The 26,648-nt window shown below is 67.8% G+C and carries 24 protein-coding genes; 10 read left to right on the plus strand and 14 right to left on the minus strand.

Annotated features, from left to right (window positions below; translation table 11 throughout):
- Positions 1 to 16 precede the first annotated feature (16 nt).
- The 3 genes from VFV19_10845 to VFV19_10855 all read right to left on the minus strand — a co-directional run bounded on the left by VFV19_10845 (position 17) and on the right by VFV19_10855 (position 3,550).
- Positions 17 to 526, minus strand: a complete 510-nt coding sequence (locus VFV19_10845) for a prepilin-type N-terminal cleavage/methylation domain-containing protein (GenBank protein HEX4824804.1) — start codon at positions 524 to 526, stop codon at positions 17 to 19.
- Positions 523 to 1,173: a hypothetical protein gene (locus VFV19_10850; GenBank protein HEX4824805.1), complete on the minus strand. Its 651-nt coding sequence runs from the start codon at positions 1,171 to 1,173 to the stop codon at positions 523 to 525. The genes VFV19_10845 and VFV19_10850 overlap by 4 nt, the downstream gene beginning before the upstream one ends.
- Before the next feature lie 196 nt (positions 1,174 to 1,369).
- Entirely contained in the window at positions 1,370 to 3,550 is a 2,181-nt protein-coding gene (locus VFV19_10855) for a glutamine synthetase III (GenBank protein HEX4824806.1), read from the minus strand.
- 142 nt (positions 3,551 to 3,692) lie between these two features.
- On the opposite strand from VFV19_10855, the gene VFV19_10860 reads away from it, so the two are divergent.
- Positions 3,693 to 5,216 carry a dockerin type I domain-containing protein gene (locus VFV19_10860; GenBank protein HEX4824807.1) on the plus strand — a complete coding sequence of 508 codons (1,524 nt, stop codon included), beginning with the start codon at positions 3,693 to 3,695 and terminating at the stop codon, positions 5,214 to 5,216.
- Here VFV19_10860 and VFV19_10865 read toward each other — a convergent pair.
- The 5 genes from VFV19_10865 to VFV19_10885 are packed head-to-tail and all read right to left on the minus strand — an operon-like array spanning position 5,192 to position 12,175.
- Positions 5,192 to 5,710 carry a DUF4252 domain-containing protein gene (locus VFV19_10865; protein ID HEX4824808.1) on the minus strand — a complete coding sequence of 173 codons (519 nt, stop codon included), beginning with the start codon at positions 5,708 to 5,710 and terminating at the stop codon, positions 5,192 to 5,194. The genes VFV19_10860 and VFV19_10865 overlap by 25 nt on opposite strands.
- A 43-nt stretch (positions 5,711 to 5,753) precedes the next feature.
- Positions 5,754 to 7,133, minus strand: coding sequence for a hypothetical protein (locus tag VFV19_10870; GenBank protein ID HEX4824809.1), 1,380 nt, complete (start codon positions 7,131 to 7,133; stop codon positions 5,754 to 5,756).
- A 47-nt stretch (positions 7,134 to 7,180) separates the two neighbouring features.
- Positions 7,181 to 9,235, minus strand: a complete 2,055-nt coding sequence (locus tag VFV19_10875) for an aconitase family protein (GenBank protein ID HEX4824810.1) — start codon at positions 9,233 to 9,235, stop codon at positions 7,181 to 7,183.
- A gap of 22 nt (positions 9,236 to 9,257) precedes the next feature.
- Positions 9,258 to 9,539, minus strand: a complete 282-nt coding sequence (locus VFV19_10880) for a hypothetical protein (protein ID HEX4824811.1) — start codon at positions 9,537 to 9,539, stop codon at positions 9,258 to 9,260.
- Positions 9,536 to 12,175 (minus strand): FAD-binding and (Fe-S)-binding domain-containing protein, encoded by a 2,640-nt coding sequence (locus VFV19_10885; GenBank protein ID HEX4824812.1) that lies wholly within the window; start codon positions 12,173 to 12,175, stop codon positions 9,536 to 9,538. The genes VFV19_10880 and VFV19_10885 overlap by 4 nt, the downstream gene beginning before the upstream one ends.
- 54 nt (positions 12,176 to 12,229) lie before the next feature.
- Here VFV19_10885 and VFV19_10890 point away from each other — a divergent pair, with 54 nt between their 5' ends.
- Positions 12,230 to 12,802 (plus strand): DUF4126 domain-containing protein, encoded by a 573-nt coding sequence (locus VFV19_10890; protein HEX4824813.1) that lies wholly within the window; start codon positions 12,230 to 12,232, stop codon positions 12,800 to 12,802.
- The gene (locus VFV19_10895) at positions 12,799 to 13,995 is read left to right on the plus strand and encodes an alanine--glyoxylate aminotransferase family protein (GenBank protein ID HEX4824814.1); all 1,197 of its coding nucleotides are present in this window, start codon (positions 12,799 to 12,801) and stop codon (positions 13,993 to 13,995) included. The genes VFV19_10890 and VFV19_10895 overlap by 4 nt, the downstream gene beginning before the upstream one ends.
- Here the strand turns inward: VFV19_10895 and VFV19_10900 are convergent.
- Positions 13,992 to 14,126, minus strand: a complete 135-nt coding sequence (locus VFV19_10900) for a hypothetical protein (protein HEX4824815.1) — start codon at positions 14,124 to 14,126, stop codon at positions 13,992 to 13,994. The two genes, VFV19_10895 and VFV19_10900, sit on opposite strands and share 4 nt — an antisense overlap.
- Positions 14,127 to 14,226: 100 nt before the next feature.
- Between VFV19_10900 and VFV19_10905 the strand changes: the two genes are divergently transcribed.
- The 4 genes from VFV19_10905 (at position 14,227) to VFV19_10920 (ending at position 18,690) form a co-directional block, all read left to right on the plus strand.
- Positions 14,227 to 14,349 carry a hypothetical protein gene (locus tag VFV19_10905; GenBank protein ID HEX4824816.1) on the plus strand — a complete coding sequence of 41 codons (123 nt, stop codon included), beginning with the start codon at positions 14,227 to 14,229 and terminating at the stop codon, positions 14,347 to 14,349.
- A gap of 758 nt (positions 14,350 to 15,107) precedes the next feature.
- Complete coding sequence (locus tag VFV19_10910) at positions 15,108 to 15,800, plus strand: hypothetical protein (protein HEX4824817.1); 693 nt, start codon at positions 15,108 to 15,110, stop codon at positions 15,798 to 15,800.
- Positions 15,801 to 15,883: 83 nt separating this feature from the next.
- Positions 15,884 to 17,974 carry an elongation factor G gene (fusA, locus tag VFV19_10915; GenBank protein ID HEX4824818.1) on the plus strand — a complete coding sequence of 697 codons (2,091 nt, stop codon included), beginning with the start codon at positions 15,884 to 15,886 and terminating at the stop codon, positions 17,972 to 17,974.
- Positions 17,975 to 17,985: 11 nt separating this feature from the next.
- On the plus strand, positions 17,986 to 18,690 hold the full coding sequence (locus tag VFV19_10920) for a hypothetical protein (protein ID HEX4824819.1): 705 nt from the start codon (positions 17,986 to 17,988) through the stop codon (positions 18,688 to 18,690).
- An 87-nt stretch (positions 18,691 to 18,777) separates the two neighbouring features.
- Here the strand turns inward: VFV19_10920 and VFV19_10925 are convergent, their stop codons facing one another.
- The 4 genes from VFV19_10925 to VFV19_10940 are packed head-to-tail and all read right to left on the minus strand — an operon-like array spanning position 18,778 to position 21,460.
- Positions 18,778 to 19,515, minus strand: a complete 738-nt coding sequence (locus tag VFV19_10925) for an FKBP-type peptidyl-prolyl cis-trans isomerase (GenBank protein HEX4824820.1) — start codon at positions 19,513 to 19,515, stop codon at positions 18,778 to 18,780.
- 27 nt (positions 19,516 to 19,542) lie between these two features.
- Entirely contained in the window at positions 19,543 to 19,947 is a 405-nt protein-coding gene (apaG, locus tag VFV19_10930) for a Co2+/Mg2+ efflux protein ApaG (GenBank protein ID HEX4824821.1), read from the minus strand.
- Positions 19,948 to 19,982: 35 nt separating this feature from the next.
- On the minus strand, positions 19,983 to 20,834 hold the full coding sequence (locus VFV19_10935) for a DUF1571 domain-containing protein (protein ID HEX4824822.1): 852 nt from the start codon (positions 20,832 to 20,834) through the stop codon (positions 19,983 to 19,985).
- Complete coding sequence (locus tag VFV19_10940) at positions 20,831 to 21,460, minus strand: arylesterase (GenBank protein ID HEX4824823.1); 630 nt, start codon at positions 21,458 to 21,460, stop codon at positions 20,831 to 20,833. Before VFV19_10940 ends, VFV19_10935 begins: the two co-directional genes overlap by 4 nt.
- Between VFV19_10940 and VFV19_10945 the strand changes: the two genes are divergently transcribed.
- The gene (locus VFV19_10945) at positions 21,426 to 22,136 is read left to right on the plus strand and encodes an ABC transporter ATP-binding protein (GenBank protein ID HEX4824824.1); all 711 of its coding nucleotides are present in this window, start codon (positions 21,426 to 21,428) and stop codon (positions 22,134 to 22,136) included. The genes VFV19_10940 and VFV19_10945 overlap by 35 nt on opposite strands.
- The gene (locus tag VFV19_10950; protein HEX4824825.1) at positions 22,133 to 24,667 is read left to right on the plus strand and encodes an FtsX-like permease family protein; all 2,535 of its coding nucleotides are present in this window, start codon (positions 22,133 to 22,135) and stop codon (positions 24,665 to 24,667) included. Before VFV19_10945 ends, VFV19_10950 begins: the two co-directional genes overlap by 4 nt.
- A 3-nt stretch (positions 24,668 to 24,670) precedes the next feature.
- Here VFV19_10950 and VFV19_10955 read toward each other — a convergent pair whose 3' ends face one another.
- Complete coding sequence (locus VFV19_10955; protein HEX4824826.1) at positions 24,671 to 25,324, minus strand: glutathione S-transferase N-terminal domain-containing protein; 654 nt, start codon at positions 25,322 to 25,324, stop codon at positions 24,671 to 24,673.
- An 88-nt stretch (positions 25,325 to 25,412) separates the two neighbouring features.
- On the opposite strand from VFV19_10955, the gene VFV19_10960 reads away from it, so the two are divergent.
- A complete protein-coding gene (locus tag VFV19_10960) occupies positions 25,413 to 26,648 on the plus strand; it encodes an efflux RND transporter periplasmic adaptor subunit (protein ID HEX4824827.1) in 1,236 nt (411 codons plus the stop codon).

The raw sequence follows: 26,648 nt of genomic DNA on the forward strand, positions 1-26,648 counted from the left end.
GCGCCCGCGGCGCCGGCTAGGTGCCGTAAGGCTCGATGACGAAGGTCGTGTGGTCCGGAATCGTGTCGATGATCCGGCCCTTGTAGAGCTTCTTGAGCCAGTCCGCGAGGTGCGCGTCCTGCGTCGAGATGCTGAAGCCGACGAGGACGCCGGTCGAGGGCTGCGTCGGGTTCCCGCTGCCGTCCATCCAGAGCTCCCAGTCGTACTGGTAGTCCTCGTGTGTCCAGAGGATGCGGTTCTGGAGGTACGGGGTCAGCTCGGGCGGCTCGACGCCGGCGCTGACCTCGAGCGGGTAGTAGCTATGATCGGCGTACTGCTGGTGCACGGCGAGGCGCACGGTGTTGAAGTCCTCGATGATGCGGCTCGCCTTCGCGCGGTAGAGCGATTCGTACAGCTCGGGGATCGCGATGTTCGCGATGATCCCGATGACGCAGCAAGTGATCATCAGCTCGAGCAGCGTGTAGCCCGCTTCGCGCGACCGCTTTACCGGGGCGCGCTCGGCGGTCCGTTCCGCGGCGGTCGTCATTGGTGGTTCTCCGTGGTCAGCATCTCTTTGGGCGTGCCGAAGTACTTGTCCAGCGCGACCGTGCTGTCGTACTCGAGCTTGGATCCGTGAAGATCGACGGCGACGACGTAGACGTTCGGATCGACGCGGGTATAGCTGTACGGCGGGCTCGCCAGGCCGGTGTCGGCGAGCGAGGCCGGTGTGACGCCGTGCTCGCGCCGGTACGCTTCGACCTTGATCGCCGCCATGTACAGCGCCTGTTTCAGGTGGAACGGGCTGGGCGGCGGCGGCACCGGCGGTCCCTGCATGAGCTTCGACAGGTTCCAGACGGTGAGCCCCACGAAGAGGGCGGCGGAGAGGATGGCGACGGGCTTGACCCAGGTTCTGGGCCGGTCCTCGTTCATCTTCGCGTCGCTCTTGAGCGTCAGGATCATTTTCCCGGGCGCCCCGATGACGTACGCGTCTTCGGGAGCGTCGGGGTCGGCCTCCGCCTCCTGGACGGGTGCGTCCGCGGCGGGCACGTCGGGATCGAGCTCATCGATCAGCGTTTGATACTTGATCCCCCGAGTCTCGGGCGCGCGAGGAGCGGCAGGTTGGGCCGGCTGGGCCGGCGTCTCGGCCACCGGAACATCCGGATCGATCAGATCGTTCAGCGGTTGATACTTCATTCCCCCACTCTCCGGGTTAACGAAGAGAACCCAACCGCAATATTGTTGCCAAGGGGGGACGGGTCAACCGAAGGGGCGGGAATCCAAGGAATGACGAGTTCGTAGTCGGTAGAAGGCCGGGAAGCGTCGACACTGAGCGGCGACGGACGGTGGTCCGCCGCCACTCGTTGACAATCCGTAATAGCTATCGACTCGACTACCTGAGGAACAGCATCTCCCGGTAGGTCGGCAGCGGCCAGATGTCGTGAGGAACGTACCCCTCCAGCTTGTCGCCGGTTTCGCGCAGAGCGTTCATCGCCGGGACGACCTTGTCCCGGTAGTGCTTGGCGTGGTGCTCCGCCGAGGCGTTCCCTGTGTGGTCGAGCTCCTTCTGGAGCGTCGCCGTCTTCCTGCGAAAGTCGTTGGTGAGCGCGCACAGCTCGTCGAGAAGCGCCTTCCCCTCCGAACCGTCGGCGCCCGCAGCCTTGGTGGCCGTGACCGCTTCTGCGACGCGCTTCTGGTACTCGAGCGCCGCCGGCAGGATGTGCCGGTTGGCCATCTGGACCATCGAGAGCCCCTCGATGTTGACGACCTTGTTGTACTGCTCGAGGGCGACCTCGTAGCGCGCGCGGACCTCGCGCTCGTTCAAGACCTTGAATTTCTCGAACGTCTTGAGGACGTCCGGAGTCACGAGCTCCGGCAGGGCGTCGACGGTGTTCTTGTGGTTCAGCAGGCCGCGCTTCGCCGCCTCGTCCTGCCACTCCTGCGAGTAGCCGTTGCCGTTGAAGACGATGCGCTTGTGATCCTTGATGAGCCGCGTGAGCCGCTTGCTGACCGCGTTCTCGAGCTTCTCGCCCGATGCGACCGCCTTCTCCAGCTCGGTCGCGATCGCGTCGAGCGACTCGGCGACGGCGACGTTCAAGCAGATGTTCGGGAAGGCGATCGACTGGCTCGACCCGACCGCGCGGAACTCGAACTTGTTGCCGGTGAAGGCGAACGGCGACGTCCGGTTCCGGTCGCCCGCGTCGCGCGGGAGCTGCGGGAGCACCGAGACGCCCGTGTGCAGGATGCCGCCCTGCTTCGTGCCCGTCGCCCCGCCCTTCTCGATCTGCTCGAAGATGTCGGTGAGCATGTCGCCGAGGAAGACCGAGATGATCGCCGGCGGCGCCTCGTTGGCGCCGAGCCGGTGATCGTTCCCCGCGAACGCGATCGACATGCGCAGGAGCCCCTGGAACTTGTCGACGGCGCGAAGCACCGCGGCGCAGAAGACGAGGAACTGGATGTTGTCGTGCGGCGTATCGCCCGGATTCAGCAGGTTGTTGCCGAGGTCGTCCGCGATCGACCAGTTGAGATGCTTTCCCGATCCGTTGACGCCGGCGAACGGCTTCTCGTGGAGCAGGCACGCCAGGCCGTAGCGCGGCGCGACCCGCTTCATGACCTCCATCAACATCATCTGATGGTCGGTCGCGACGTTGGCGTTCTCGAAGATCGGCGCGACCTCGTACTGGCTCGGCGCGACCTCGTTGTGCCGTGTCTTCACCGGCACCCCCACTTTGTACAGCTCCTGCTCGACGTCCATCATGAACGCGAGCACGCGCTCGGGGATGTGACCGAAGTACTGGTCTTCCATCTCCTGACCCTTCGGCGGCTTCGCGCCGAAGAGGGTCCGCCCGGTGAGGGTGAGGTCGGGGCGGGCGAAGAAGAAATGACGGTCGATCAGGAAGTATTCCTGCTCGGGCCCACACGTTGCGGCGACGCGCTCGGCCTTCGATCCGAAGAGCTTGAGGATGCGGAGCGCCTGGACCGAGAGCGCCTCCATCGAGCGTAGGAGCGGCGTCTTCTTGTCGAGCGCCTCTCCCGTCCAGCTCACGAACGCCGTCGGGATGACGAGCGTCGCGCCGTTCGGGCTCATGAGCAGCCACGGCGGCGAGGTCGGATCCCACGCCGTGTAGCCGCGCGCCTCGAACGTCGAGCGCATGCCGCCGGAGGGGAAGCTCGAGGCGTCGGGCTCGCCCTTGATCAGCTCCTTGCCGGAGAACTCCGCGACCGCCTTGCCGTCGGCGCTCGGCGCGTAGAACGAGTCGTGCTTCTCGGCCGTGAGGCCGGTCATCGGCTGGAACCAGTGCGTGTAGTGCGTCGCCCCGTGCTCGACCGCCCAGTCCTTGATCGCGGACGCGACGGCGTCGGCGACGGGAAGGGCCATCGGCTCGCCCTTGGTGACGGTGCGTCGCAGCGCCTGGTAGACGGGACGAGGAAGGCGCGAGCGCTGCACGTCGTCGTTGAAGACGAGGCTGCCGAACGACTGCGGGGTGACCTTGACGCCGTTCAGGTTGCGGGCCTCGTTGACGGCCCAGTCACGGATGGCGTTGATCGCGTCACGAGACGCGCTGGACCCCATGGCTCTGTCCCTTCCTTTCCCGATCATCGAGGCACCTCGGAAAGTGCGAATGATGCCACTGCGAGCGATGGTGGACAAGGGCGCTTGCGTCGTCATCGAACCGGGCATAACGTCCTTGAAATAGCTGGGGGCGGAGGCCGTGATGCCGCGACGTGTAGCGTACTTTCTTCTCGCCTCGATTCTCTGCGTCGCCCGCGCCCAAGCCGCTTCCGGCGCCGCCGACGAGCGGGTGCGCCAGGCGGCGCTCCAGGTGTACATCCACGGGATGACCGACGAGATCGCGCGCAACGAGGTTGGTGTCGAGGGCGTGCCAGCGCTCCTTCGCCTGCTCGACGATCCGTCGTTCCCGCGCCGCGACAACGTCGTGGCCTTCCTCGCGTACCTCGGCTCCGCCGAGTCGACGCCCCGGCTCCTCGACCTCCTCGGTCGTCCCGCGGCATCCGCCACTCCGGAAGAGGTGCGGTCGCGATTGCTGGTCCCGCATGCGCTGGGACACATCGCCGGCCGCGGCGATGCGGCGGCGCTCCGGGCGCTCCTTCGCATGACCGCGGATCGCGCCGAGGGCGGACCGCTCGCGGGACTGGCCATGAAGGATGAGCTCCTCGACACCGCGGTCGCATCCCTCGCGCTCGCCGGGCCGGGTCCGGCACGGGAGCGCCTCGAAGCGATCGCGCAAGGGCGCGTCGTGCCCGACCCCGAGCAGCGGCGTCTGGAGTCGAAGGCGCGGGAAGCCATGGCATCGTCCGCCGACTCCCTGCGGAGGCTGTCGTCGGCGTCGGCAGCGGCCGCGATGGACTACATCGTCGATCCCGCGACGCACACGACGGCGCACGGTCTCACCTTCGCCAATCACGTGAGCGTCACGAACCCGATGACGGAGACGCGCCTCGATGCCGTCCTCGCCGACGCGACGTTCCGCGCGGCGAAGGGGGACTTCTCGACCGACGTCGCCTGCTGCACGATCGTGTCCCGCGTCGCGGCGGCGCAAACGTTCGGCACCGCGACCGACGGGCTCGCCTCGATCGACACCGCTCAAGAGGTCAACACGGTGCTCGCGGTATCGGTCGCGCGGGTGAAGGTCGTGAACGTGATCAACTATTGCGGCGGTGCCGGTACCAACATCATCGGCTGCAGCTATCAACCGGGCTGGGGGATGGCCCTCGTCCGGCTGTCCGATGTCGGCTACGAGGCGGTGCTGTGGATCCACGAGTACGGCCACAACCTCGGCCTTCCGCACGTCACCCCGCCGGCCTCGATCATGGCGCCGAACGACAACGGACAGAACGACGGCCTTTCGCCGACCGAGTGCGCGACCTTCCACAGTCCCGCGAGCGACGCCGTGGCGTTGCTCGGCGACGGAGGCACGTGCACGAACGACGGCGATTCGTACGCCGACCCGATCGACAACTGCCCCTTCGTGGCGAACGAGAGCCAGGCCGACTCGAACCACAATGGGATCGGTGACGCCTGCGAAGCCGGCACCACCGCCGACATCGACGGGAACGGCCGGGTGGATGGGCTCGACCTCGCGCGATTGGGACGTGCTTTCGGCTCGAGCACGGGAGAGGCCAAGTACGACGCCGCCGCCGACCTCGACCACAACGGGCAGGTCGACGGCGCCGATCTCGCGATCCTGACCTCTCAGTTCGGGAACGCCAGCTCGTGACGCGCCGCTCGGGGACCGTCGTTCTTCGCGGCGTCCATCGTCTTCTTGATCAGCGCATCCAGGTGCCCGGTGAGACGCGCGACGACGATCTCGTCGTTGTCGACGGACACCATCATCATCTCGTGAATCGATCCGTTCCTCGTCTTCGCGAGCACCACGACCTGATCGTCGCCGTCGTGCGCGTCGACCATCCGGCTCCATTCGGGTCCGGCGAACCGGCTCGTGTCGAGCGGCCGGAACGGCTTCGTGCCGCTCCCCTCCCGCTCATAGACCGCGAAGCCGAGTGTCGTCACGCCGTGAAGATCGATGTCGTCGCCGGCGAACGAGCCGACGAGCTTCAGCGAGATCGGCCCGAGCTTCATGCCGACCTCGCGGTGAAGATCCGACCCGAACGAGTCGTGAAGGGCGGCCTCGACCCCCTTCGGCCCCCGGTAGGTCCAGCACCCGCTCGCCGCCACCAGGATCGCCACCGCGCAGGCCAACCGTTTCGACATCGGCCGTCCCTCCCGCACCTAGAACGGACGACCGGCCGGGAAGTTACTTCTTCCTGAAGATCTCGATCCGATCCACCTCGCCGTCGGGCGGGATCGGAACATCCTGGACCTTGTCGTAACGGTCGGAAAGGAAGTCTTGAGCCCACGCGAAGATGAAGGTGGGCGAGCTCCGTTCCCGCAGCCACGACGAGCGGACGTTGCTCCAGACGATGAAACGCGGCGCGGCCGCCTCGACCTCGGCTGCGACCTCGTGCTGCATCTCGAGTGCGTGGGGCTGCGGCTCCATGAGCCCGTACATGTAAACGTAGGCCGTGACGCCGCGCCGCCCTGAGAGGAAGTAGATCTGCGGCTCGGAGCCGAGCACCGCGATGCGCTCGCCGGGCTCCGTGTGCGAGGCCAAGTAGTTCGCGATCGCCGCCGATTCGACGAACGGGCCGCCGGGGTAGAAGTGGTGGGAGACCTCGTCTGGGCTCGCCCGGAAGAGATACGGCGCCTCGACGCCGACGAAGAGAGCGACGGGCAACGCGAGCGCGACCGTCGCCGCCGCCTTTCCGAGCCGGATCTCGATCGCGGCGGCGCCGGCTCCGGCCAGGAGCGCGACGGCGGGGAGCATCTGCACGAAATAGTGACTTCGGAAGTAGAGGCCTGGAACGACCGCGACGAACGACGCGGCGAGCAGCCCGGCGAGGAATCGGTGCTTGACGCCGAAGCAGGCGAGAACGGCGAACCCCGCGAGCGTCCACATCGCGGCGAGGTGGGCGCCGAGACTTCCGAGCCCTTCCGCGAGCGGCACGCTAGTCGCATAGCGAAAGGCGTAGGTCACGTTCCAGAACCAGTAACGGGGGAAAACGCCGCAGACGGCGAGGGCGAGCCAGACGATGACGATCGGCGAGGCGAAGCCGGAGAGGAACCGAATCAGTCCCAGGCGTCGCCATCGATCCACGGCGAGCCAGACGATTGCGAACACGACGAACGTGGCCGCGTGCTGCTTCATCAGGCACGCGAGCGCGAAGCAGACTCCGGCGAGCACGAAGCGGCTGCCGGTGAGGAAGAGCAAGCCGAGGACGACGAACGGCACCACGAACTGCGTGGCGTGCGCCGCGAAGCCGAGAACCGACGCACTGAGCGCCATGAGACCGTACGCCGCTCCGGCGACGGCCCCGGCCAGCGGCCCCGCGATGCGGCGGCCCAGAATGAAGAGGCCGAACATCGAGACGAGATTCGCCGCGAGCAGTCCCAGGTGAACGCCGCGCGGCGTCTCGCCGGCCACCGCCATGGCCGCCGCGTAAGCGCCGTAGATCCCCGGTGCCTTCATGCTGTAGACCGCCGCGTAAGGCGGCACGCCCTGAAGAAGGAGCTGGCCCGCGTAGGCATACTCGCCTTCGTCGCGCTCGAGCGGAATGTCGAGGAGGCGGACGCGCACCGCGATCACGAGGATCGCGGCGGCGAGGAAGATCGACCAAGCTCGGATCAGATGCCGAAGTCCTCGGCCTTCCAGGAGAGACCCAGCTCGGAAGGCGGCGCCATGTAGCCGGCGAGCGCCGACGCCGCGACCACCGCGGGCGACGCGAGGAACCCTTCGCCGCCGACCCCCATGCGGTTCTGCCAGTTCCGGTTGAAGGTCGTGATCGCGCGCTGGCCCGGAGCGAGCGCGTCCTTCCCTTGGCCGAAGCACGGCCCGCACCACGAGTCGCGGATCTGGCCGCCGGCCTCGCGTAGAACGGTGGCGATCGACTCGCCTCCGAGGCGAGGCTCCGGGCGCTCGATCATCCCTTTGACGCCGCCGGAGCCGGGGAACACGATGAAGTCCTTCGCCGCCTTCCTCAGTCCCTTCTGTCGCGCCGCGCGGAGCACGAGCGCCGCCTGGAGAAGGTCGTCGTAGCTGCCGTTCGTGCACGAGCCGATGTACGCCTTGTCGAACGTCAGGTGCTCGCGCGCGACCTCGACCGCAGGAAACGCATTTCCGGGCGAGAACGGCTTGGCGATCATCGGGACGATCTCGTCCAGGACGAGCGTCTCGTCGATCTCGTAGCGCGCCGCGTCGCCCGGGGCGAAGCGCGGGTAGGGGAGATCGGTCATCCCCTTCGACGCGAACCATGCGTAGGTCAGCTCGTCAGGCGCGAAGATGCCGTTGTAGGCCTCGGCCTCGGCCATCATGTTCGCGATCGTGTTCCGGTAGGCGATCGGAAGCTGCTTCCCCGCATCGACGAACTCGACCGACATCCCCTGCGACTGCCGCGTGCCCCAGCGCTCGAGGAGCTTGAGCACGATATCCTTCCCGGAGACCCACGCCTGGAGCTTCCCCTTGAAGACGACGCGGCGCGCCTTCGGCACCGTCGTGTAGACGTAGCCGGTCGACCAGCCGAAGCCGAGCGTCGTCGAGCCGACGCCGATGCCGATCGCGCCGTACGCCCCGTAGGCGCGGCTGTGCGAGTCGGCGCCCGGGATGAACTGGCCCGGGTAGACGAGGCCTTGCTCGGGAAAGTAGAAGTGGAAGATGCCGTCGCCGGGGGTCGCGTAGTACGGCTTCACCATGTCCTGCATCGCGGCGAAAGCGCGCCCGATCGACGTCTGCTTGTCGTCGGAATCCTTCCCGGTGAAGACGAAGTGATCGTTCGCGACCGCCGCCTGGCGCGGGAAGATCGTGTTGCCGCCGGTGATCTGGTTGAAGGTGTGGATCGAGAACGGCGCCGTGCCGTCGGAGGCGGGCAGGAGATCGGCGTAGGCGCGCAGCGTGGCGCCCGGCTTGACCTCGGCATCCTTGTCCACACGGTGAGCCCAGAGGATCTGCTCGGTCGTCGTGAGGCCGCGCGCCGTGGCGGCGTCGGGCCAGACGATCGCGGGCGCGGTCTTGACCGACTCCCGGAACTCGCGCCGGCCGATCGCGAAGATCCCGCCCGAGCGGCGGATCTCGTCTTCCTTGGGCGTCAGCGGCGTCGGCGTGTACGTCTTTCCTTGCGTCTCGTTGACGAGCTTGCGCGACACCGGATCGAACGCGAAGGCGTCGCCGTCCTTGGCGTCGTCGACCGCTTCAGGGCACTGCACGACCTGAAGGCCGAGGTTGAACGAGTTCCTCCGGAAGATGTCGCCCATGTTGTGCGAGCAGACGACGACCATCTCGAGGCCGACCTCTTCCGCGACGCCTTTCAGCCCCGCCGGGCTCATCTCGCGCGAGGAGCCGATCGCGAACCGCTCGCCTGCGATAAGGAAGTTTTCTCCGGCGTGGACGCGCGCGCGGAACTCCGGCATGAGGAACCGGAACGATCCCGCCTTCCACCGCTCGTCGAGCGTCTCGAGGCTCTCGGAGACGCAATCGGCCGCCGGCGTGATCTGATCGGTATCGATCGCGTCGCGCTTCATCCCCGGCCGCTTCGGGTCCCAGAGGATGAGCGCCTTGCCGCGGATCACGGCGGTGTCGCCGCCTGTTCCTGCGACGTCGGCGGGACGCGGACCAGGCAGGTTTTCTTTTGTGACGCCGGGCTTGAGGCGCGCCGGCTCGATGCGGTGCGATGGGCGTAAGGTCATCGGAAGGAGTATAGCCGGATGATCAGCGGGGCCACGCTCCCAGCCAGGTGACCAACTTCGCCGTCGTGACCGCGGCGCCCACGAAGGATCCGCCGAATTTCACGATGACGGATTGGCGCCGGAGGGCGATCCCGAGGCCCAGCCACTGAAGCGCGAAGGCCGATAGGTACAACCATGGGGCGCCATGTAATCGCGCGCCCAGCAAGACGACGCCTAACCCCAAGAGGAAGACGCCGAACCCAATTGCCGTCGCGATGACGATCGAGCAGGCCAGCCTCCCGTCTTCGGGGTCTCGCTCAATCATGACGTGACCCGATCGAGCAGATGCCACACGGAAACGAACGGCAAGTGTGTGGCGCGCTCCATCCCGATCTCGCAAGTGCGGCTGGACGAAACCGCCATGTCGAAGGGACCGGCGGCGCGGAGCTCCGCGGCCTCGCGCGCGGTGGCGGCTTCGGTCAGCTCGGGGTGCGTGAAGCCGCGATCGCCGGCGAAGCCGCAGCAACCGGCGGCGATCGGGACGATCGCTTCCTCGGCGCAGGCACGCACCACGCTCGCCAGCGTGCCGGCGAGGCCGAGCTTGACGATCGAGCAGACGGGGTGGACGGCGACGCGTCCCAACTTCTTCTTGATGGTGAGGCGTGGGCACACGACCTCGTGCGCGTACGCCACTGAATCGATGACGCGGACTCCGTCGTTCTTCAAGGAATAGGCGCAGGGACTCGTATCGATGACGACCGGGAGCGTTCCGCCGTTCGTCCAACGCTCGAGCTTGGCGTGCATGTCGCCGACACGGTTCTCACGGGCCGCGTCGTACCCCTTGGACGAGAACGCCATCCCACAACACCTGCCGTGAACGTCGGGCGGTATCCACAGCGAGAGTCCCGCGCGCTTCGCGACGCGGAGAACCGTCGCGGGTAGATCGCCGCCGAGAACGCGCGTGACGCAGCTCGGGAGGTAAACCGCGGCCGCTCCCTCGCGCGACGTCCGCGGGAGTTGAGGCGCACGACCGGCAATCCGTGCGATCGATTCGGTCGCGCCGAAGTTCTTGGCGAGCGTGGTCGCGAGAGCGGACGCCAGCGCGCCATGCCGTTCCGCGCGCCGGTGCTTCACGAACGCGCCGGTGTCGATCCCGACGGGGCATGCCGTCGCGCACATTCCGTCCGCGGCGCAGGTGTCGAGGACGGCGTAGTCGAGCCCTTCTTCGAGCGCACGCGCACCTTTGCTGTCGCCGGCGGCCAGCAAACGCGCCCGCTCGCGCCGGAGCACGATGCGCTGGCGCGGGGTCACGGTGAGATCGCGGCTGGGGCAGAGCGGCTCGCAGAAACCGCACTCGATGCAGCGGTCGATCTCGTCCTCGACCTTGGGGAGCGCCTTCAGGTTCTCGAGGTGGATGCGCGGATTGTCGTTCATGAGGACGCCGGGGTTGAGAATGCCGTCGGGATCGAAGAGGTGCTTGATCTCGCGCATGATCGCGTAGAGGTCGCTGCCCCATTCGCGCTCGACGAACGGCGCCATGTTGCGGCCGGTGCCGTGTTCGGCCTTGAGCGCGCCGTCGTAGCGGCCGACGACCATGTCGACGAGATCGTCGGTGAAGCGCGCGTATTGGTCGATCGAGCGCTGATCGTTGAAAGACTGGCTCAGCAGGAAGTGGATGTTGCCGTCCTTCGCGTGACCGAAGACGATCGCATCCGGATAGTCGTGCTTCACGAAGAGCGCTTGGAGGTCGATGACTCCCGCCGCGAGATGCTCGTGCGGGAACGCGACGTCCTCGAAGATCATGCTCGTGCCCGAAGGCCGCATCGCGCCGATCGACGCCGTCAGGCCCTTGCGCGCCGCCCAGAGGTCGGCTTGGCCCTTCGCGTCGCGCGTCAACCGAGCGGGCGACAGCAACGGAAGCGTGACCGAGGTGAATGCCGTTTCGAAGTCGGCGAGTCCCTTTTCATCCGCCGCCTGATACTCGACGAGGATCGCCGCCGCGCTCGCCGGAAGCGGGGCCACGAGATCGACGACGGAGGGGATCCCGACGACCGAGCGCAGCGAAGCGCGATCCATGATTTCGAGGGCCACGGCGCCCGAAGTCTTGAGTGGCTCGATCGCCTCGCAGGCGCGCGGCACGTTCTCGAAGAACATGAGTCCCGCCGACTTCCGCGGGAGATCGGGAACGGTCTCGAACGTCGCCTCCTCGATGAACGCGAGCGTCCCCTCCGACCCGACGAGGAGGTGCCACAGGATCGGGAGCGGGTTGTCGAAGTCGAGGAACGCGTTGAGCGAGTAGCCCATCGTGTTCTTCATCCGGTACTTCGCACGGATGCGGTCGCCGAGGCGCGCATCGCCCTCGATGCGGGTCTTGATGCGCATCAGGCCGGAGGCGAGGGCGGGCTCCTTCTTCCGGAGGGTCGCTTCGGCGTCCGGCGCCCCCGAGTCGATCAGCGTGCCGCTCGTCAGCATGAAGCGGAGCGAGCGCAGCGTGCGGTAAGCGTTGCGCTCGGTCCCGCAGCACATTCCCGACGAATTGTTCGAGACGATCCCGCCGATCATGCAGGCGTTGATCGAGGCCGGGTCGGGACCGAGCTTGGCGCCGAAGCGCGCCAGGTGCGCGTTGACGAAGCCGCCCACCACACCCGGGCCGACGCGCACCGCCTTCCCGCCTTCGAGCACCTGGAGCGCCCGCCAATGTCGCGACACGTCGACGAGCACACCGTCGGTCACCGCCTGGCCCGAAAGCGACGTACCCGCCGCGCGGAAGGTGAGCGGAACCTTCGAGCGCCGGCTCCACGCGAGCAGGCGCCGCACCTCGTCCGTGTCGCGCGGCCGGACGACGGCGCGCGGCGTCAGCGTGTAGAAGCTCGCATCGCAGGAATAGGCGGCGCGCTCGAACAGCCGCGTCAGCACGCGGTCCTGGGCCAGGAACGGAACGAGCTGGTCGCGGAGGCTCACCGCGGAGAGCCTACGCCGTTTCCCCGGGCGCCGAGTCGCGCTACATTGCTCCTCGTGGAAACACTGCTTTCCGTCGTTCTGGGAATCGGCCTCTCGGCGGCCTGCGGCTTCCGGATCTTCGTTCCCTTCCTCGTCGCAGGAGTTGCGGCTCGTACCGGGCATCTCACCTTGGGGCCGTCGTTCGCGTGGATGGCGACGACGCCTGCGCTGGTCGCCTTCTCGGTCGCGACCGTGCTCGAGGTCGCGGCGTACTACATCCCTTGGCTCGACCACGTGCTCGATCTCATCGCGAGCCCGGCGGCGATCGTCGCCGGCGTGATCATGACCGCCTCGGTCGTCACCGGGCTCGACCCGATGCTCCGGTGGTCGCTGGCGCTCATCGCCGGCGGCGGGATTGCGGCGACGGTGCAGGCGCTCACCGTGGGCACGCGCAAGGCGTCGCTTCTCACGACCGGCGGCCTCGCGAACCCGGTCGTCTCCACGGCGGAGCTCGGCGGCTCCGTGGGGCTCGCGGTTCTCGCGATCGCCGTGCCGCTCCTCGCGTTCGCGCTCATCGTCTGGGCGCTCTTCTTCGGCGTCCGTTTCGTCGTCCGCCGTCTGCGCGGGCCGAGAGGTGCAGCGGTATGACCTCCCAGAGACGCCTCGTCATGATTCCGGGGCCGATCGAGATCTCTCCCGGCGTGCGCGAGGCGTTCTCCGTGCCGCCGCCCGGTCACACCTCGCCCGAAGTCATCGAGACGTTCGGCGCGTCGCTCGAGATGATGCGGCGCGTCTGGATCGCGGCCCCCGGAGCGCAGCCGTTCGTCATTCCCGGATCCGGCACGACGACGATGGAGATGGCGGTCGCGAACCTCGTCGAGCCCGGCGATGCCGTCGTCGTCGTGAACACCGGGTTCTTCTCCGACCGGATGGTCGACATGCTGCGCCGCGCCGGCGCCGAAGTCGTCGATCTCACCGCCGTCCCCGGCGACGTCCCTCACGCCAGCCGCGCCGAGGGCGCCTGCGAAGATCTCGTGCGCTCCGGCCGCAGGCCCAAGGCGATCTTCGCCACCCACGTCGACACCTCGACCGGCGTCCGCTGCGACCCCAAGCCCCTCGCCGCGATCGCGCGCGAGCACGGCGCGCTCTCGATCTTCGACGGCGTCTGCGCCACCGCCGCCGAGCGCTTCGAGATGGAGACGTGGGGCGCCGACGTCTACCTCACTGCTTCCCAGAAGGCGATCGGCCTCCCGCCCGGACTCGCGCTCCTCGTCGTCACGGAGCGTGCGCTCGAGGCTCGCGAGGCGCGCAGGGCGCCGGTTCCGCTCTCGCTCGATTGGCACTCGTGGCGACCGGTCATGCAGGCGTACGAGGCGCGGAAGCCTTCGTACTTCGCGACACCGCCGACCAACCTCATCCTGGCGCTCGAGGTGGGACTGCGCGAGATCCTGGCCGAAGGGATGAACGCGCGGTTCGCGCTCCACGAGCGCGGGGCCGGTGCGATGCGCGCGGCCTTCGCGGCGCTCGGCCTTCGCGGTGTGCCCGCGAAGGCGAGCTACGCCGCGCACACACTCTCGGCGCTCCGCTTCCCCTCAGGTGTCGATGCCGGGCTCGTCGGCAAGATCGCGGAGCGCGGCGTGGTCGTCGCGGGCGGACTTCACCCCGCGATCAAGGCGGAGTACTTCCGCATCGGACACATGGGCTACGCGCTGACGCGCCCCGACATGCTCATGCGGACGATTGAAGCCGTGGGAAGCGCGCTTGAGGCCTGCAACCACCCCGCCGACACCGCGGGCGCGGTGAAGGCGATGCTGATGGAGCTGCAGGCCCCCGTGTCTTAGTCGTTGATCGGCGTCACGAGCACCGGGCAGGTGCAAAGGCGCGACGTCGACGACGAATTGCAGCTCGGCTTCGTGCGGTTTTCGATCTCCTCGACTTCGAGACGCAGACCGGCGGGCAACTTGACGCTCATGGTGAGTCCTCCAGCCGTACTTGCTACTGCGGACCGAAAGAAGCGTCAAGAGGATTCCGAGAGAGGCATAGAATCCGACAAGTTCTGGTGAAGAGATGTCATGTCGAGTCTCGCTCTGGCGGCACTGCTCTCGCTCTGCCTCGGAGGTGTGGCAGGAACGGATGCGACGACATGGGCGACGATCCAGGCGTCGATCGCGGCGACCGAAGCCCGAGATGCGTGACGCCGTCTTCAAGACGGCGGAAATCGTCGTGGATGACGTCGGGGTCGTGGTCATTGACTGCGAGTAGGTGGATCTCGGCCGTCGGGATCGCGCTGTTGGCATTCGATGCCGACGCAGCCGCGAGACGGTTCGTGAGAACTCCCGACGTCTCTTTCACGGAGCTCCTGCCTTACATCCGCGCTCGTGTCGTGCCCGCATTGAGTGGGGCGGAGTTTTCCCTCTTCGTCTGCACCGACGCGATCGACCGAAGCGTCGTCGCCGTGTACGACGACACTCTGGGCGAGTTCGCGTACGTCCTCGTCTACGAAACGCTGCGCGATCACCGCGGGGTTCGAAGCGCCGCAGAGAAGGAGGCGGATTCCTTTCGATCGCGTTTGCCAGCGCTGACGGCTGAGGATCGAGCGCGTTACAAGGAAATCGTCCGCAAAGAGCTCGAGTCCGATCCGGCTTTCATGAAGCCCATCGAGTCGGCGTTCGCGAAGGCACGAGCCGAAGGAAAACTCCGATGTAGCGTGTGCGAGCACGATCCTCGGTTCCGACCCCCCGGGCTACTCCCCTAGATTTGGCACGGAGATCCGATGCGCGTGTTCTCAGAGAATCGCCGAGCGGCGACGTAAGATGCTGCGAAGGATGCGAGTCAAGAACTTCGTCGGTCTCTGCCTCTTGACCGCTGCAGGCCAGGCGGCAGCAGCAGCCGGAAATGACGTGCATGTCGGCGAATGTTCGGTCGAAGTGCACGTCAACCCGTGAGGGCTCCGATGCATGTTCAGAAGATCGCCGAAGGCTTTTGGCGTTGGACGGTCCCGCATCCGGACTGGAAGCCCGAGTTCGACAGGCCGGGTGGCGGCGGGTGGGCCGAGGTCGTCGGCTGCGTCTACGCGGAGATCGAAGGCCGCGTCGTGCTCATCGATCCGCTTCTTCCGCCCGAGGCCGATCGGTCCAAGTTCTGGGACGCGCTCGACCGTGACGTGGCGCGCGCCCGCGGCCGTGCCCTCATCCTGATCGGCTCCGTCGATCACGGGCGCAGCGCGGACGAGATCGCGACGCGCTACCGGGGTGAGGTGATCGGCGACCCCGCGATCCGCGACAACGTGTCGTGCGAGCTCCAGGCGACCTTCGACGAGATTCGGCTTCCGCGAGGCGTCGTCGCGCTCCCTGTCGTCGGCATGTCGCCAGGCGAGCGCGCGTTCTGGCTCGAGCCCTGGAAGGCCGCGGTCTTCGCCGACGCGGTGATCGGGACCGGCAACGGCCATGTGCGCGTCGCGCCGCCCTCGTGGGGGATCAAGACCGAAGCCGGCCGCGCGACCTACGAGAACGGCTTCCGCGCCTCGCTCCGGGCGATCGCGGACCTCCGCCCCGAGATCCTCCTTCCGTCCCACGGCGAGCCGGTGTTGACGGCGGGCGCCGCCTCTCTCGACGACGCATTGAACGGCCCGGCCTGGGGCGAATAGAAAAAGACGCCAAGCCCTCTGAATTTGCCCCCATTTGCTAGGATGCTGTGTTCTCTTGGGGATAGCTGCACTAGAGGGTTTTTATGGCGATCACCGACCTGTCACGCGTCCGTAACATCGGCATCAGCGCGCACATCGACTCGGGGAAGACGACGCTCACCGAGCGCGTCCTCTTCTACACGCAGCGCATCCGGGTCATTCACGACGTCAAGGGCAAGGACGGCGTCGGCGCCAAGATGGACTCGATGGACCTCGAGCGCGAGCGCGGCATCACGATCCAATCCGCCGCGACGCACTGTGAGTGGGACGGACACCACATCAACATCATCGACACGCCGGGCCACGTCGATTTCACGATCGAGGTCGAGCGGTCGCTGCGCGTTCTCGACGGCGCGGTGCTCGTCCTCTGCGCGGTCGCCGGAGTGCAGTCGCAGTCGATGACGGTCGATCGCCAGATGCGCCGGTACAACGTGCCGCGCCTGGCCTTCGTCAACAAGTCCGACCGTGCTGGGGCGAACCCGTTCCGCGTCACCGAGCAGCTCCGGGAGAAGCTCAAGCACAACGCCGTCCTCATGCAGATCCCGATCGGCCTCGAAAACGATTTCGAGGGGGTCGTCGATCTCGTCGAGATGAAGGCCTACTACTTCGACGGCGACAACGGCGAGGTCCGCCGCACCGAGGAGATCCCGGAGCGCCTGCGCGCCGACGCCGAGGCGAAGCGGGCGGAGATGCTCGACGCGGTGTCGATGTTTTCCGACGAGCTCATGGAGGCGGTCCTCGAAGAGCGCGCCACGACCGAGATGATCCGGAGAGCGATCCGCAAAGGCACGCTCTCGCTCAAGCTCACCCCCGTGTTCATCGGCAGCGCCTACAAGAACAAGGGCGTGCAGCCGCTCCTCGACGCGGTGACCCAGTACCTGCCCGACCCGACCGAGGTCGAGAACGTGGCGCTCGATCTCGACAAGGACGAAGAGAAGATCGTCCTGGCGCCCGACCCCGATCAGCCGCTCGTCGCGCTCGCGTTCAAGCTCGAGGAGGGCCGGTTCGGCCAGCTCACCTACCTGCGGGTCTACCAGGGCAAGCTCAAGAAGGGCGATTCGATCGTGAACGCCAGGACCGGACGCGACGTGCGCGTCGGCCGCCTCGTCCGCATGCACGCCGACGAGATGGAGGACATCTCGGAATCCACGACGGGCGACATCGTCGCGCTCTTCGGCGTCGACTGCGCGTCGGGCGACACGTTCACGTCGGACAAGGTCCACTACGCGATGACGTCGATGCACGTTCCGGCGCCGGTCATCCACCTCACGATCAAGCCGAAGGACAAGAAGGCGCAGGCCAACCTCGGCAAGGCGCTTCAGCGATTCACGAAGGAAGATCCGACCTTTCACGCCCGCGTCGACGAAGAGTCGGGCGAGACGGTCATCTCCGGGATGGGCGAGCTTCACCTCGACGTGTACGTCGAGCGAATGAAGCGCGAGTACAACGCCGAGGTCGAGACCGGCGCGCCGCAGGTCGCCTATCGCGAGGCGGTCACGCGCAAGGCCGAGTTCAACTATCTCCACAAGAAGCAGACCGGCGGCTCGGGCCAGTACGGCAAGGTGGGCGGCTACTTCGAGCCCTACCCCGACGGCGACTTCGAGTTCGTCAACGACACCTTCGGCGGGTCGATCCCGTCGGAGTTCATCCCGTCGGTCGAGAAGGGCTTCCGTTCGATGCTCAAGAAGGGGCGGCTCATCGGCTTCCCCGTCACGAACCTCCGCATCGTCATCAACGACGGCGCGGCGCACGCGGTCGACTCGTCGGACAACGCGTTCCAGGCGGCGGCCCGCGGCGCATTCCGCGAGTGCTATCCGCGCGCGAAGCCGGCGATCCTCGAGCCGATCATGAAGGTCGCCGTCGAAGGTCCGACGGAGTTCCAGGGGCAGTTCGTCCGGACGATCATGCAGCGCCGCGGCATCATCGTCGGCACGACCGAGCAGGAAGGCTTCGTCCGCGTCGAGGCCGACGTGCCTCTCGCCGAGATGTTCGGCTATTCGACCGATCTGCGGTCGTCGTCCCAGGGCAAGGCCGAGTACACGATGGAATTCTCGCGTTATGCTCCGGTTCCCGGCGAGGTCAGCCAGGAGCTGATCAAGAAGTACGGCACCGGCACCAAGGAAGACGAGGAGTAGGAGGAGACCCCATGCTGCTGAAAGAGCTGACCGACCGGAGTCCGATGCGGGTCTTCGAGAACTCGATTCACGGGGGTCTCGGCGCCGGGAACCTCGGCGTCGTCGTCGCCCGCCACGGGATGGGCAAGACCGCATTCCTCGTCGACATCGCGCTCGACGACCTCATGCGCGGCCGGCGCGTGCTCCACGTCACGATCGGGCGCACGATCGAGCACGTGCGCGAGTACTACGACGAGATCTTCCACGACCTCGCGGAGGCGAGCGCCCTCGAGGACGTCCACGAGGTCCGGCGCGAGATCGAGAGCCATCGCCACATCAAGGCCTATCTCAAGGACACCTTCTCGGTCGAACACCTGCGCGCGCACATCGCGATGCTGCGCGAGACCATGGGGTTCGTGCCGGTCGCCGTCGTCATGGACGGCTATGACTTCGCCGCGGCGACGGGCGATGAGCTCGCCGAGCTGCGCCGGATCGCCGAGACCTTGAAGGCGGAATTCTGGATGGCCGCCCACACGCACCACACCGACCCGCGCGACGCGCGCGGCATCCCCGAGCCTGTGGCGCACCTGGCGAACGAGCTCGCGGTGATCGTCTACTTCGCGCACGACGGCCGCGCGGTGCACCTGAACGTCCTCAAGGATCACGACAACCCGGACGTCTCGCAGCTCTCGCTCGTCATGGATCCGACGACGATGCTTCTGCGGCAGGAAGGCTGAGGAAATCAGGGGACAGCTATCGAATTTCCAGAGGGGACAGCTTCCGAAACTCTGCACTTCGAGTTTCGGAAGCTGTCCCCTGATTTCCTACTTCACGATTTCGAGCAGCTCGAGGTCGAACACCAGCGCCGCACCCGGCGGGATGTCGGGACCGTGCCCGTCGTCGCCGTACGCGAGATCGGACGGGCAGTAAAGCTTCACCTTTCCGCCCGGCTTCATGTACTCGAGCGCGTCGCACCAGCACTTGACGAGGTTGCTCGGGTCAATCCGGAAGGTCGACGGGCCACCGTGCTTTTCGGAGGAGTCGAACTCTTTCCCGTCGATCGTCGTTCCCCTGTAGTTCACCTTGACGTTGTCGCCGGCAACGGGCCCGGTGCCCTTGCCTTCGGTGATCGTCTCGATGAGCTCGCCCGCGGGGAGCTTCTTCACGCTCTCTTTCGCGGCGATCTTGTCGAGGAACTCCTTCGACTTCTTCTTCTCGGCGGCGGCGGTCACGGACTTGTTCGCCGCGAAGCGCTCCGTCGCGATCGCTTGCACCTTGGGCAAATACGTCTGGAGATCCACCTTCGGTGCGGTTCCCAAGGCCCCGTCCGCAAGGCCGGCCTGGATCATCGCCACCTCGGAGGGTTTGCACCCGAAGTTCTGGAGCTGCCCGCGCTGGGCCAGGAAGAGGCCGAGCGCGTAGAACGTCTTCTCCTCTTCGGACTTGGGATCGCCGGGGGCGCTGCTCGCGCCCGCAGGCTTCGGCGCGGGGGCGGGATCCGCGGCGGCGACCCATCCGGCGGCGAGCCCCGCGAGGACGAACGGCACGACGAGGCGTCTCATGCTGTCTCCTTGAAGTCGTGACACGAGCTAGTTGATGGCGTAGGGCTCGTGCAGGGAAAACGGTGCGATCGTGATGTCGAAGTGATCGCCTCCGGGTGTGACCATCTGGTAGCTGCCCTGCATGACCCCGAACGGCGTTTGCAGCGGACATGCGGAGGTGTACTCGAACGATTGCCCCGGGTTCAAGATCGGCTGCTGGCCGACGACGCCCGGACCGCGAACCTCTTCGACCTTCCCGTCGCCGTCGGTGATGATCCAGTGGCGGCTCAGGAGCTGGATCGTCTTGTCGCTCTCGTTCGCGATCTTGATCGTGTAGGCGAAGAACCACTCGCCGTCGCCCGGGTTCGAGCGCTCCGGGATGAAACGCGCGCGCACCGCGACACGGACGCCGCTCGTGATCGCCTCGGAAGTCGATTCGGACCCGTTGCTCATGTAGGCCGATTGTAGCCGGATTCCCGTGGGAAGTCTCAGAAGTGGTAGGCGGGGTTCTTCGGATCGAAATCGGCCGGAGTGAGCCCGACGTTCACCGCGAGATCGCGATGCTCGTAGTGCTCGTAGAGTTGGCCCTCCTGGTCGTAGAGGTCGGCCTGGAGCGGCAGGTGGAGCGCGTCGTCGACCCACAGGACGAGCCGGCCCGCGTAGAACTCTGGGACGATGACGGCGTCTCCCGGGTTCGGATGATCGGCCTGGCGCCACTGGCGCGCGCGGTTCGCGTGGAGGATGACGTACATGTCCTGACCCGTCGCGCGCGCGACGTCCCAGAGCGTCTCACCCTTCTTGAGCGTCGGGCTCGTGCCGGTTGGCGGCGTCGTCAGCTCGAGCTTCGTAGCCGGGCGTCCCCATAGCGTTTCGTGCGCGACCACCGCCCCGGTGCCGACGTTCTTCGCTTGCGCGCGGTGCGCGTTGTCGAGGACGAGGTCGACGAAGCGGACGAGGCTGACCTCCGGCACCGCGTGGTGCGCGTGCGCCATCGCGAGGGTCCCGTACGGGTCGAGGTTGAGGTTGATCGCCGGGAACGATCCGCGGTGGACCTTGATCCGGTTCTTGTTCCAGCCGGTGGCGTAGAGGACCTCCTGGCCTTCGCGCGGCCCTTCGAGCTCGCGCAGGTAAATCCGCTGCGGCCGCTGCCACTTCACGAGGAGCGTCTCTTCGGGGTCCAGCTCGGTCCCGCGCAGCTCGCGCTTGACGAGCATCATTGTGTAGTCGTTCACGTGCGCCGCGGCGGTGCCCATCGACGCGAGCACTTCGAGCGCTTCGGGCTGCCAGCGGATCTCGGGAGCTTGCGCGGCGAGCGCGGCGGCGAGGAGGAGCGCCGTCATCGAGCGGCTCCCAGGACGCGCTCGACGTAGGCGACGACGTGGTCGGCCACGATCTTCTCGCCGGCGTCGTTGGGGTGGATTCCGTCGCCTTGGTTGAGGTCGGCGTGCCCGCCGACCCCGTCGAGGAGGAACGGCATCAGCTCCACGTGCTGGTCCTTGGCGACGCGTACGTAGAGGGCGGCGAACGCATCGGCGTACTCCGGTCCGTAGTTCGTCGGAATCCTCATGCCGAGGAGGAGGACGCGCGCGCCGGCCGCCTTGCCCCGGCGGACGATCTCACGGATGTTCGCTTCGATCCGCTCGACCGGCTGTCCGCGGAACGCGTCGTTCGCGCCGAGCTCGACGACCAGGACGTCGGGCCGCTGCTTGAGGAGCCAATCGAGGCGCTCGAGGGCGCCGGTCGTCGTGTCGCCGCTGACGCCCGCGTTGACGGCGCGAATCGGCTTGCCGCGCGCCCGGAGCGCCTCCGCGACCAGGGTCGGGAAGGCGTGATCGCCGGGGAGCCCGTACCCCGCCGTCAGGCTGTCGCCGAGGAAGATCACGAGCGGGGCATCGGTCGCGGTGGTGGCGGCATGGGCTACGCTGAAGGAGATGAGCGCCAGCGCGACGCCGAGGATCGAGCTCAAAGGACTGACGCGGCGCCTGCCCTCGGGCGGACGCGTGCTCACCGTCGTCGACCGCATCGATCTCACGATCGGCGCGGGAGAGTTCGTGGCGATCCTAGGTCCGTCGGGGAGCGGGAAGTCCACGCTGCTCGGGCTCATCGCGGGGCTCGACCGGCCCTCGGAGGGGCAGGTTCTGCTCGATGGGACGCCGATCCAGGGCCTGAGCGAGGATGCGCTCGCGATCCTGAGGCGCCGCGCGATCGGCTTCGTGTTCCAGTCGTTTCTATTGCTCGGCAATCTCACGGCCCTCGAAAACGTCCTGCTCCCGCTCGAGCTGGCGGAGATCCCGGGGGCGAAGGATCGGGCCGCGTCGCTCCTGGCCGCCGTCGGTCTCGCCGCGCGCGGCCATCACTACCCGTCGCAGCTCTCCGGCGGAGAGCAGCAGCGCGTCGCTCTGGCACGTGCGTTCGGCCCGCGACCTCGCATCCTACTGGCCGACGAACCGACGGGCAACCTCGATCGCGAGACCGGCCGCGCCGTCCTCGAGACGATGGAGAGCCTCAGGAGCGAGGGCGGCACGACGCTCGTCCTCGTCACCCACGACGTCGAGGTCGCGTCGCGCGCCGACCGCCGCATCCACCTCTCGGACGGTCGCATCGATCGCGACGAGAGGCGCACCGCGGAGACGGCGGTTTGAAGCTCTCGCTGGCATTCCGCCTCATGGCGCGCGAGGCGCGGGGCTCGGCGATCCGGGTGACGTTCTTCATCGCGTGCCTCTCGGTCGGCGTCGCCGCGATCGTCGCCGTCTCGGGGATGTCGTCGGGGATCGACCGCGCGATCCGCGCGGAGGCCAAGCCTCTCCTCGCGGCGGACATCGCCGTGTCGTCGGAGTCGCCGCTCCCCGCGCCGGTGCTCGAGAGCGTGGCGGCGCTCGCGCAGGGACGGACGGACGTCACCGTCTCCGGATTGCGCGAGCTGGCGACGGTCGTCTCGGTTCCGGGAGAAGGCGGCGGACCGGGACCGTCGGCGCTCGTCCTCCTCAAAGCGTTCGAGGCCGGCTACCCGCTCTACGGCGATCTCGTCGTGGATCCGCCGCGGCCCGCGGGCGCGTCGCTCGATGCCGACGGCACGCTCGTCGCGCCCGAGCTTGCGTCGAAGCTCCACCTCTCCGTCGGCAGCGTTCTTCGCATCGGCGGACAGCCGTTCACCGTCCGCGGTGTGATCGTGAAGGAGCCCGACAAGGTCAACGTGTCGTTCTCGCTCGGACCGCGGGTCATGGTCTCCCTCGACGGCCTGGGGCGAACGTCGCTCGAGGGGTTCGGCAGCCGCGTCGACCGGCGGATCCTCCTCCGGCTCCCCGAGCGCGACGTCGAGAAGGAAGCGGAGCGCCTCCGCGCCGCGGTGCCTGCGGCGAGCGGCGTACGCGTCCAGACGTACACCGACGCGCAGCCCGCGCTCCGCGACGGCATCCGGCGGGTCGCACGGTTCCTCGGTCTCGTGGCGCTCGTGTCGCTCGTCCTCGGGGGGATCGGCGTCGCGCAGACGGTGCGAGCGTGGCTCGCGACGAGGCTCGACGCCATCGCGATCTTGCGCTGCCTCGGGATTCGTCCTCGGGAGATCGTCGTGCTCTACGCCGGCGAGACGCTCATCCTCGGGCTCGCGGGCAGTATCGCCGGGGTTGCGCTCGGAACGGCCCTCCTCGCGGCGGCGCCACGATTCCTCGCCGGGCTACTTCCCGCCCTCAGCGTGTCGATGTGGCAGCCGGCCGCCGCCGCCCGCGGGATCGTCCTCGGGACCGGCGTCGCGGCGCTCTTCAGCGCGCCGGCGCTCTCCTCCGCGCGGCGCGTGCCGCCGCTTCGCGTTCTCAGGCGCGATGCGGATCCGCTGGTCCCCGGCGCCGTGGCGCGCCTCGGCGTCGGCGTCGCAATTGCCGGCGGCGTCTTCGCCACGGCCTACGCGCAAGCGCAATCGCTCAAGATGGCCACGGTCTTCGTCGTCGGGATGGCCGCGGCGGCCGCCGTCCTCGCCGGTGCTTCGCGCCTTCTCTCGGCGGCGGTCGTTCGCGCGTCGAAGGCGCGCGTGCGCGTCGTGGTCCGTCACGGCCTCGCCTCCCTCGGGAGGCCCGGCGCCGGCACGCTCCCGGCGCTCACCGCGCTCGGCCTCGGCGTGCTCGTCGTCGTCGCGATCGCTCTCGTTCAGCGGGGGCTCGCCGAGCGTCTTCGGGCGGATCTGCCGAAGGACGCGCCGAACGTCTTCCTCGTCGACCTGAAGGGCGCCCAGTGGCCGCAGGTGCGATCGATCCTGGAGGCGCACGGCGCCACCAGCGTGAACAGCGTGCCGATCATCGGCGCACGCTTGAGCTCGGTCGACGGCATTCCCGCCGCCGATCTCGCCAAGCGCGCGAAGGACGACGGGCGGAGGCGCTGGATCTTCACGCGCGAGCAGAACCTCACGTCGCTCCAGGCGCTGCCGAAGGACAACGTCGTGGTCGCGGGCAAGCTCTGGAGCGACCCGCGTCCCGAGATCTCGATCGAGCGAGATTTCGCGCGGGACATGGGGGCGAAGCTCGGCTCGAAGGTCGTCTTCGACGTCCAGGGCGTGCCGGTGGAGCTCGTCGTGACGAGCCTGCGCACCGTCGAGTGGAAGAGCTTCGGCATCAACTTCTTCCTCGTCGTCGAGCCCGGCGTCCTCGACGACGCGCCGCAGCTCAGGGTCGCGGCGGCGCGATTGCCCGCGGACGCCGAGCAGGCGGTGCAGGACGCGCTCGCGGCGGCGACGCCGAACGTCACGATGCTACGCGTGCGCGAGATCGTGGAGAAGGTCGCGGCCGTCCTCGAGCGGCTCGGCCTCGGGATCCGCCTCCTCGGCGGGTTCGCGGTCGCGGCGGGCGTCGCAATCCTGGCCGGCGCGATCGGCGCGAACGCGCACCTCCGCGGACGCGAGGTCGCGGTGCTGAAGACGCTCGGGGCGACGCGGAAGGGCGTCGTCGGGATCTTTGCGATCGAGTTCGCGCTCATCGGGCTCGTCGCGGGGATCGTCGGCACCGCCGCCGGCACCGTCCTCGCCTGGGCGGTCCTCACGCGCGTCATGGAGCTCGAATGGGCGTGGCACCCCGTGGTCCTCGCCGTCGCCCCCCCGGCGACGGCGCTCCTCGCGATCGGCGCGGGAATCGCCGCGAGCGCGGGCGCCCTCAGGAAGCGGCCGATCGAGGTGCTGCGCGCCGAGTGAGCGTCAGTACGCGGCGACCGGCTGGAGCTTGCGCGCGCCATCGAGCCAGCTTGCGACGGCCGGCTCCCGCATGAGCGCGTCCATGTACGCACGCGCGAGCGGATGCCGATCGGTGGGAATCTTGAACGCCAGCAGGCGTACCGCCATCGTGGCGTACATGACATCGGCGCCGCTGAAGGCTCCGCAGAGGAACGGGCCTCCGCGGACGAGGTGCGACTCCCAAAGATCGAGGACCTCGACCGACTCCTGCCGCGCGGCCGCCGACGCCTCGGGTACGGGATCGAGGAAGCAGAGGTTGAACGACATGCCCTCGCGGATCTTCATGAAGCCCGAATGCATCGCCGCGGAGAGCCACCGCGAGCGAGCGCGCTCGGCCGTGTCGGCGGGCCAGAGCGACCGGTAGGCGGGCGGAGCAAACGCTTCCTCGAAGTATTCGAAGATCGCGAGCGAGTCGGGGATGACGATTCCGCGATGGTGGAGGACCGGCAGTTTCCCCGTCGGGGAGACCTCGCGCCGCCTCTTCCGGTCCTTGTCGGCCGCCAGGCTGATCGTCCGCTCTTCGAAGGGAATTCCCTTCCAGGTCGCAGCAACCCACGCCCGCATGGACCACGTGGAGATGTTCTTCTCGCCTACATAAAGGATCGGTGTGTCGGTCATGGCGCCAGGCTACACCGATCCCCTGAAACCGTGGCCGTGCTTCGGCCGTACCTAGTGGAGCGGGCGAGAGGCCGGCGAGGGTGTCGTTGTGACGAAACGGCGAAAAGTGGTCTGGGTCGGTGTCCTCCTGGCGGTCGTCGTCGTCGCGGCGGTGATCGTCGGCGCCGCCATGTCGCGCGGACCGAAGGCGAAGCCGGTCCAGATGTCGAAGATCGATCGGCAGGACCTCCAGGCGAAGGTCAGTGCGAACGGGAAGATCCAGGCGACGAAGAAGGTCGACATCTCCGCGACCGTTCCCGGGCAAGTCGTTCAGCTCGCGGTGAAGGAAGGCGACGTCGTCAAGAAGGGGCAGTTCCTCCTCCAGCTCGATCCCGCGAACTATCGCGCCAGCGCTCGCGGCTCGCAGTCGTCCATGGAGGCTCTCCAGAAGGAGCTGGATGCCGCGGTCGCGAACCTCGAGCAGGCGAAGGCCGATTTCACCCGCGCCGAGAGGAACCACGCGGCCGGGATCCTCGCCGACGCCGACCTTCAGCGGGCGAAGACCGCGGTGACGAGCGGCGAAGCGTCGATCCTGGCGACTCAGCACCGCATCGAGCAGGCGCACGCGGCGGTCGACGGAAGCACCGACACGCTGTCGAAGACGACGATCCGCGCCCCGATGGACGGTGTCGTCACCGCCAAGCGCATCGAGGAGGGCGAGGTTGCGGTCATCGGCGTGCAGAACCAGCCGGGCACCGTCCTCCTCACGATCTCGGACATGTCGGTCGTCGAGGCCGAGATGGAGATTGACGAGACCTCGATTCCCTCGGTGGCGCTCGGCCAGGCGGCGCGCATCCACATCGACGCCTACCCGAACCAGACGTTCGACGGCGCCGTCACGGAGGTTGGCAACTCGCCGATCACCACCGCGGTCGGCGCCGCCGAGGCGATCAAGTTCAAGGTGAAGGTCCAGCTCAAGAATCCGCCGCCGGGGATCAAGCCCGGCCTGTCGGTCCAGGCCGACATCCTCACCGGCTTCCGCTCGAAGGTGTTGACCGTGCCGCTCCAGGCGATGGTCGTCCGCGACGCGCCGGCGACGGCCGGCGAGCCGAAGGCCGCGGGCCCGCCCAAGGAAGAAGAAGGCGTCTACGTCGTCGAGAGCGGCAAGGTCGTCTTCAAGGCGATCAAGACCGGCCTCCTGGGCGAGCTGTCGATCGAGGTCGTCGACGGTATCAAGGAGGGCGAGACGCTCGTCACCGGACCGTTCCGGGTCCTCCGCGACCTGAAAGCCGGCGATCTCGTCCGCGCGGAGAAGCCCGACGAATCGGGGCCGCCGCGAGGCTGA

This window comes from Candidatus Polarisedimenticolaceae bacterium (assembly GCA_036275915.1).
Lineage (GTDB): Bacteria > Acidobacteriota > Polarisedimenticolia > Polarisedimenticolales > DASRJG01 > DASRJG01.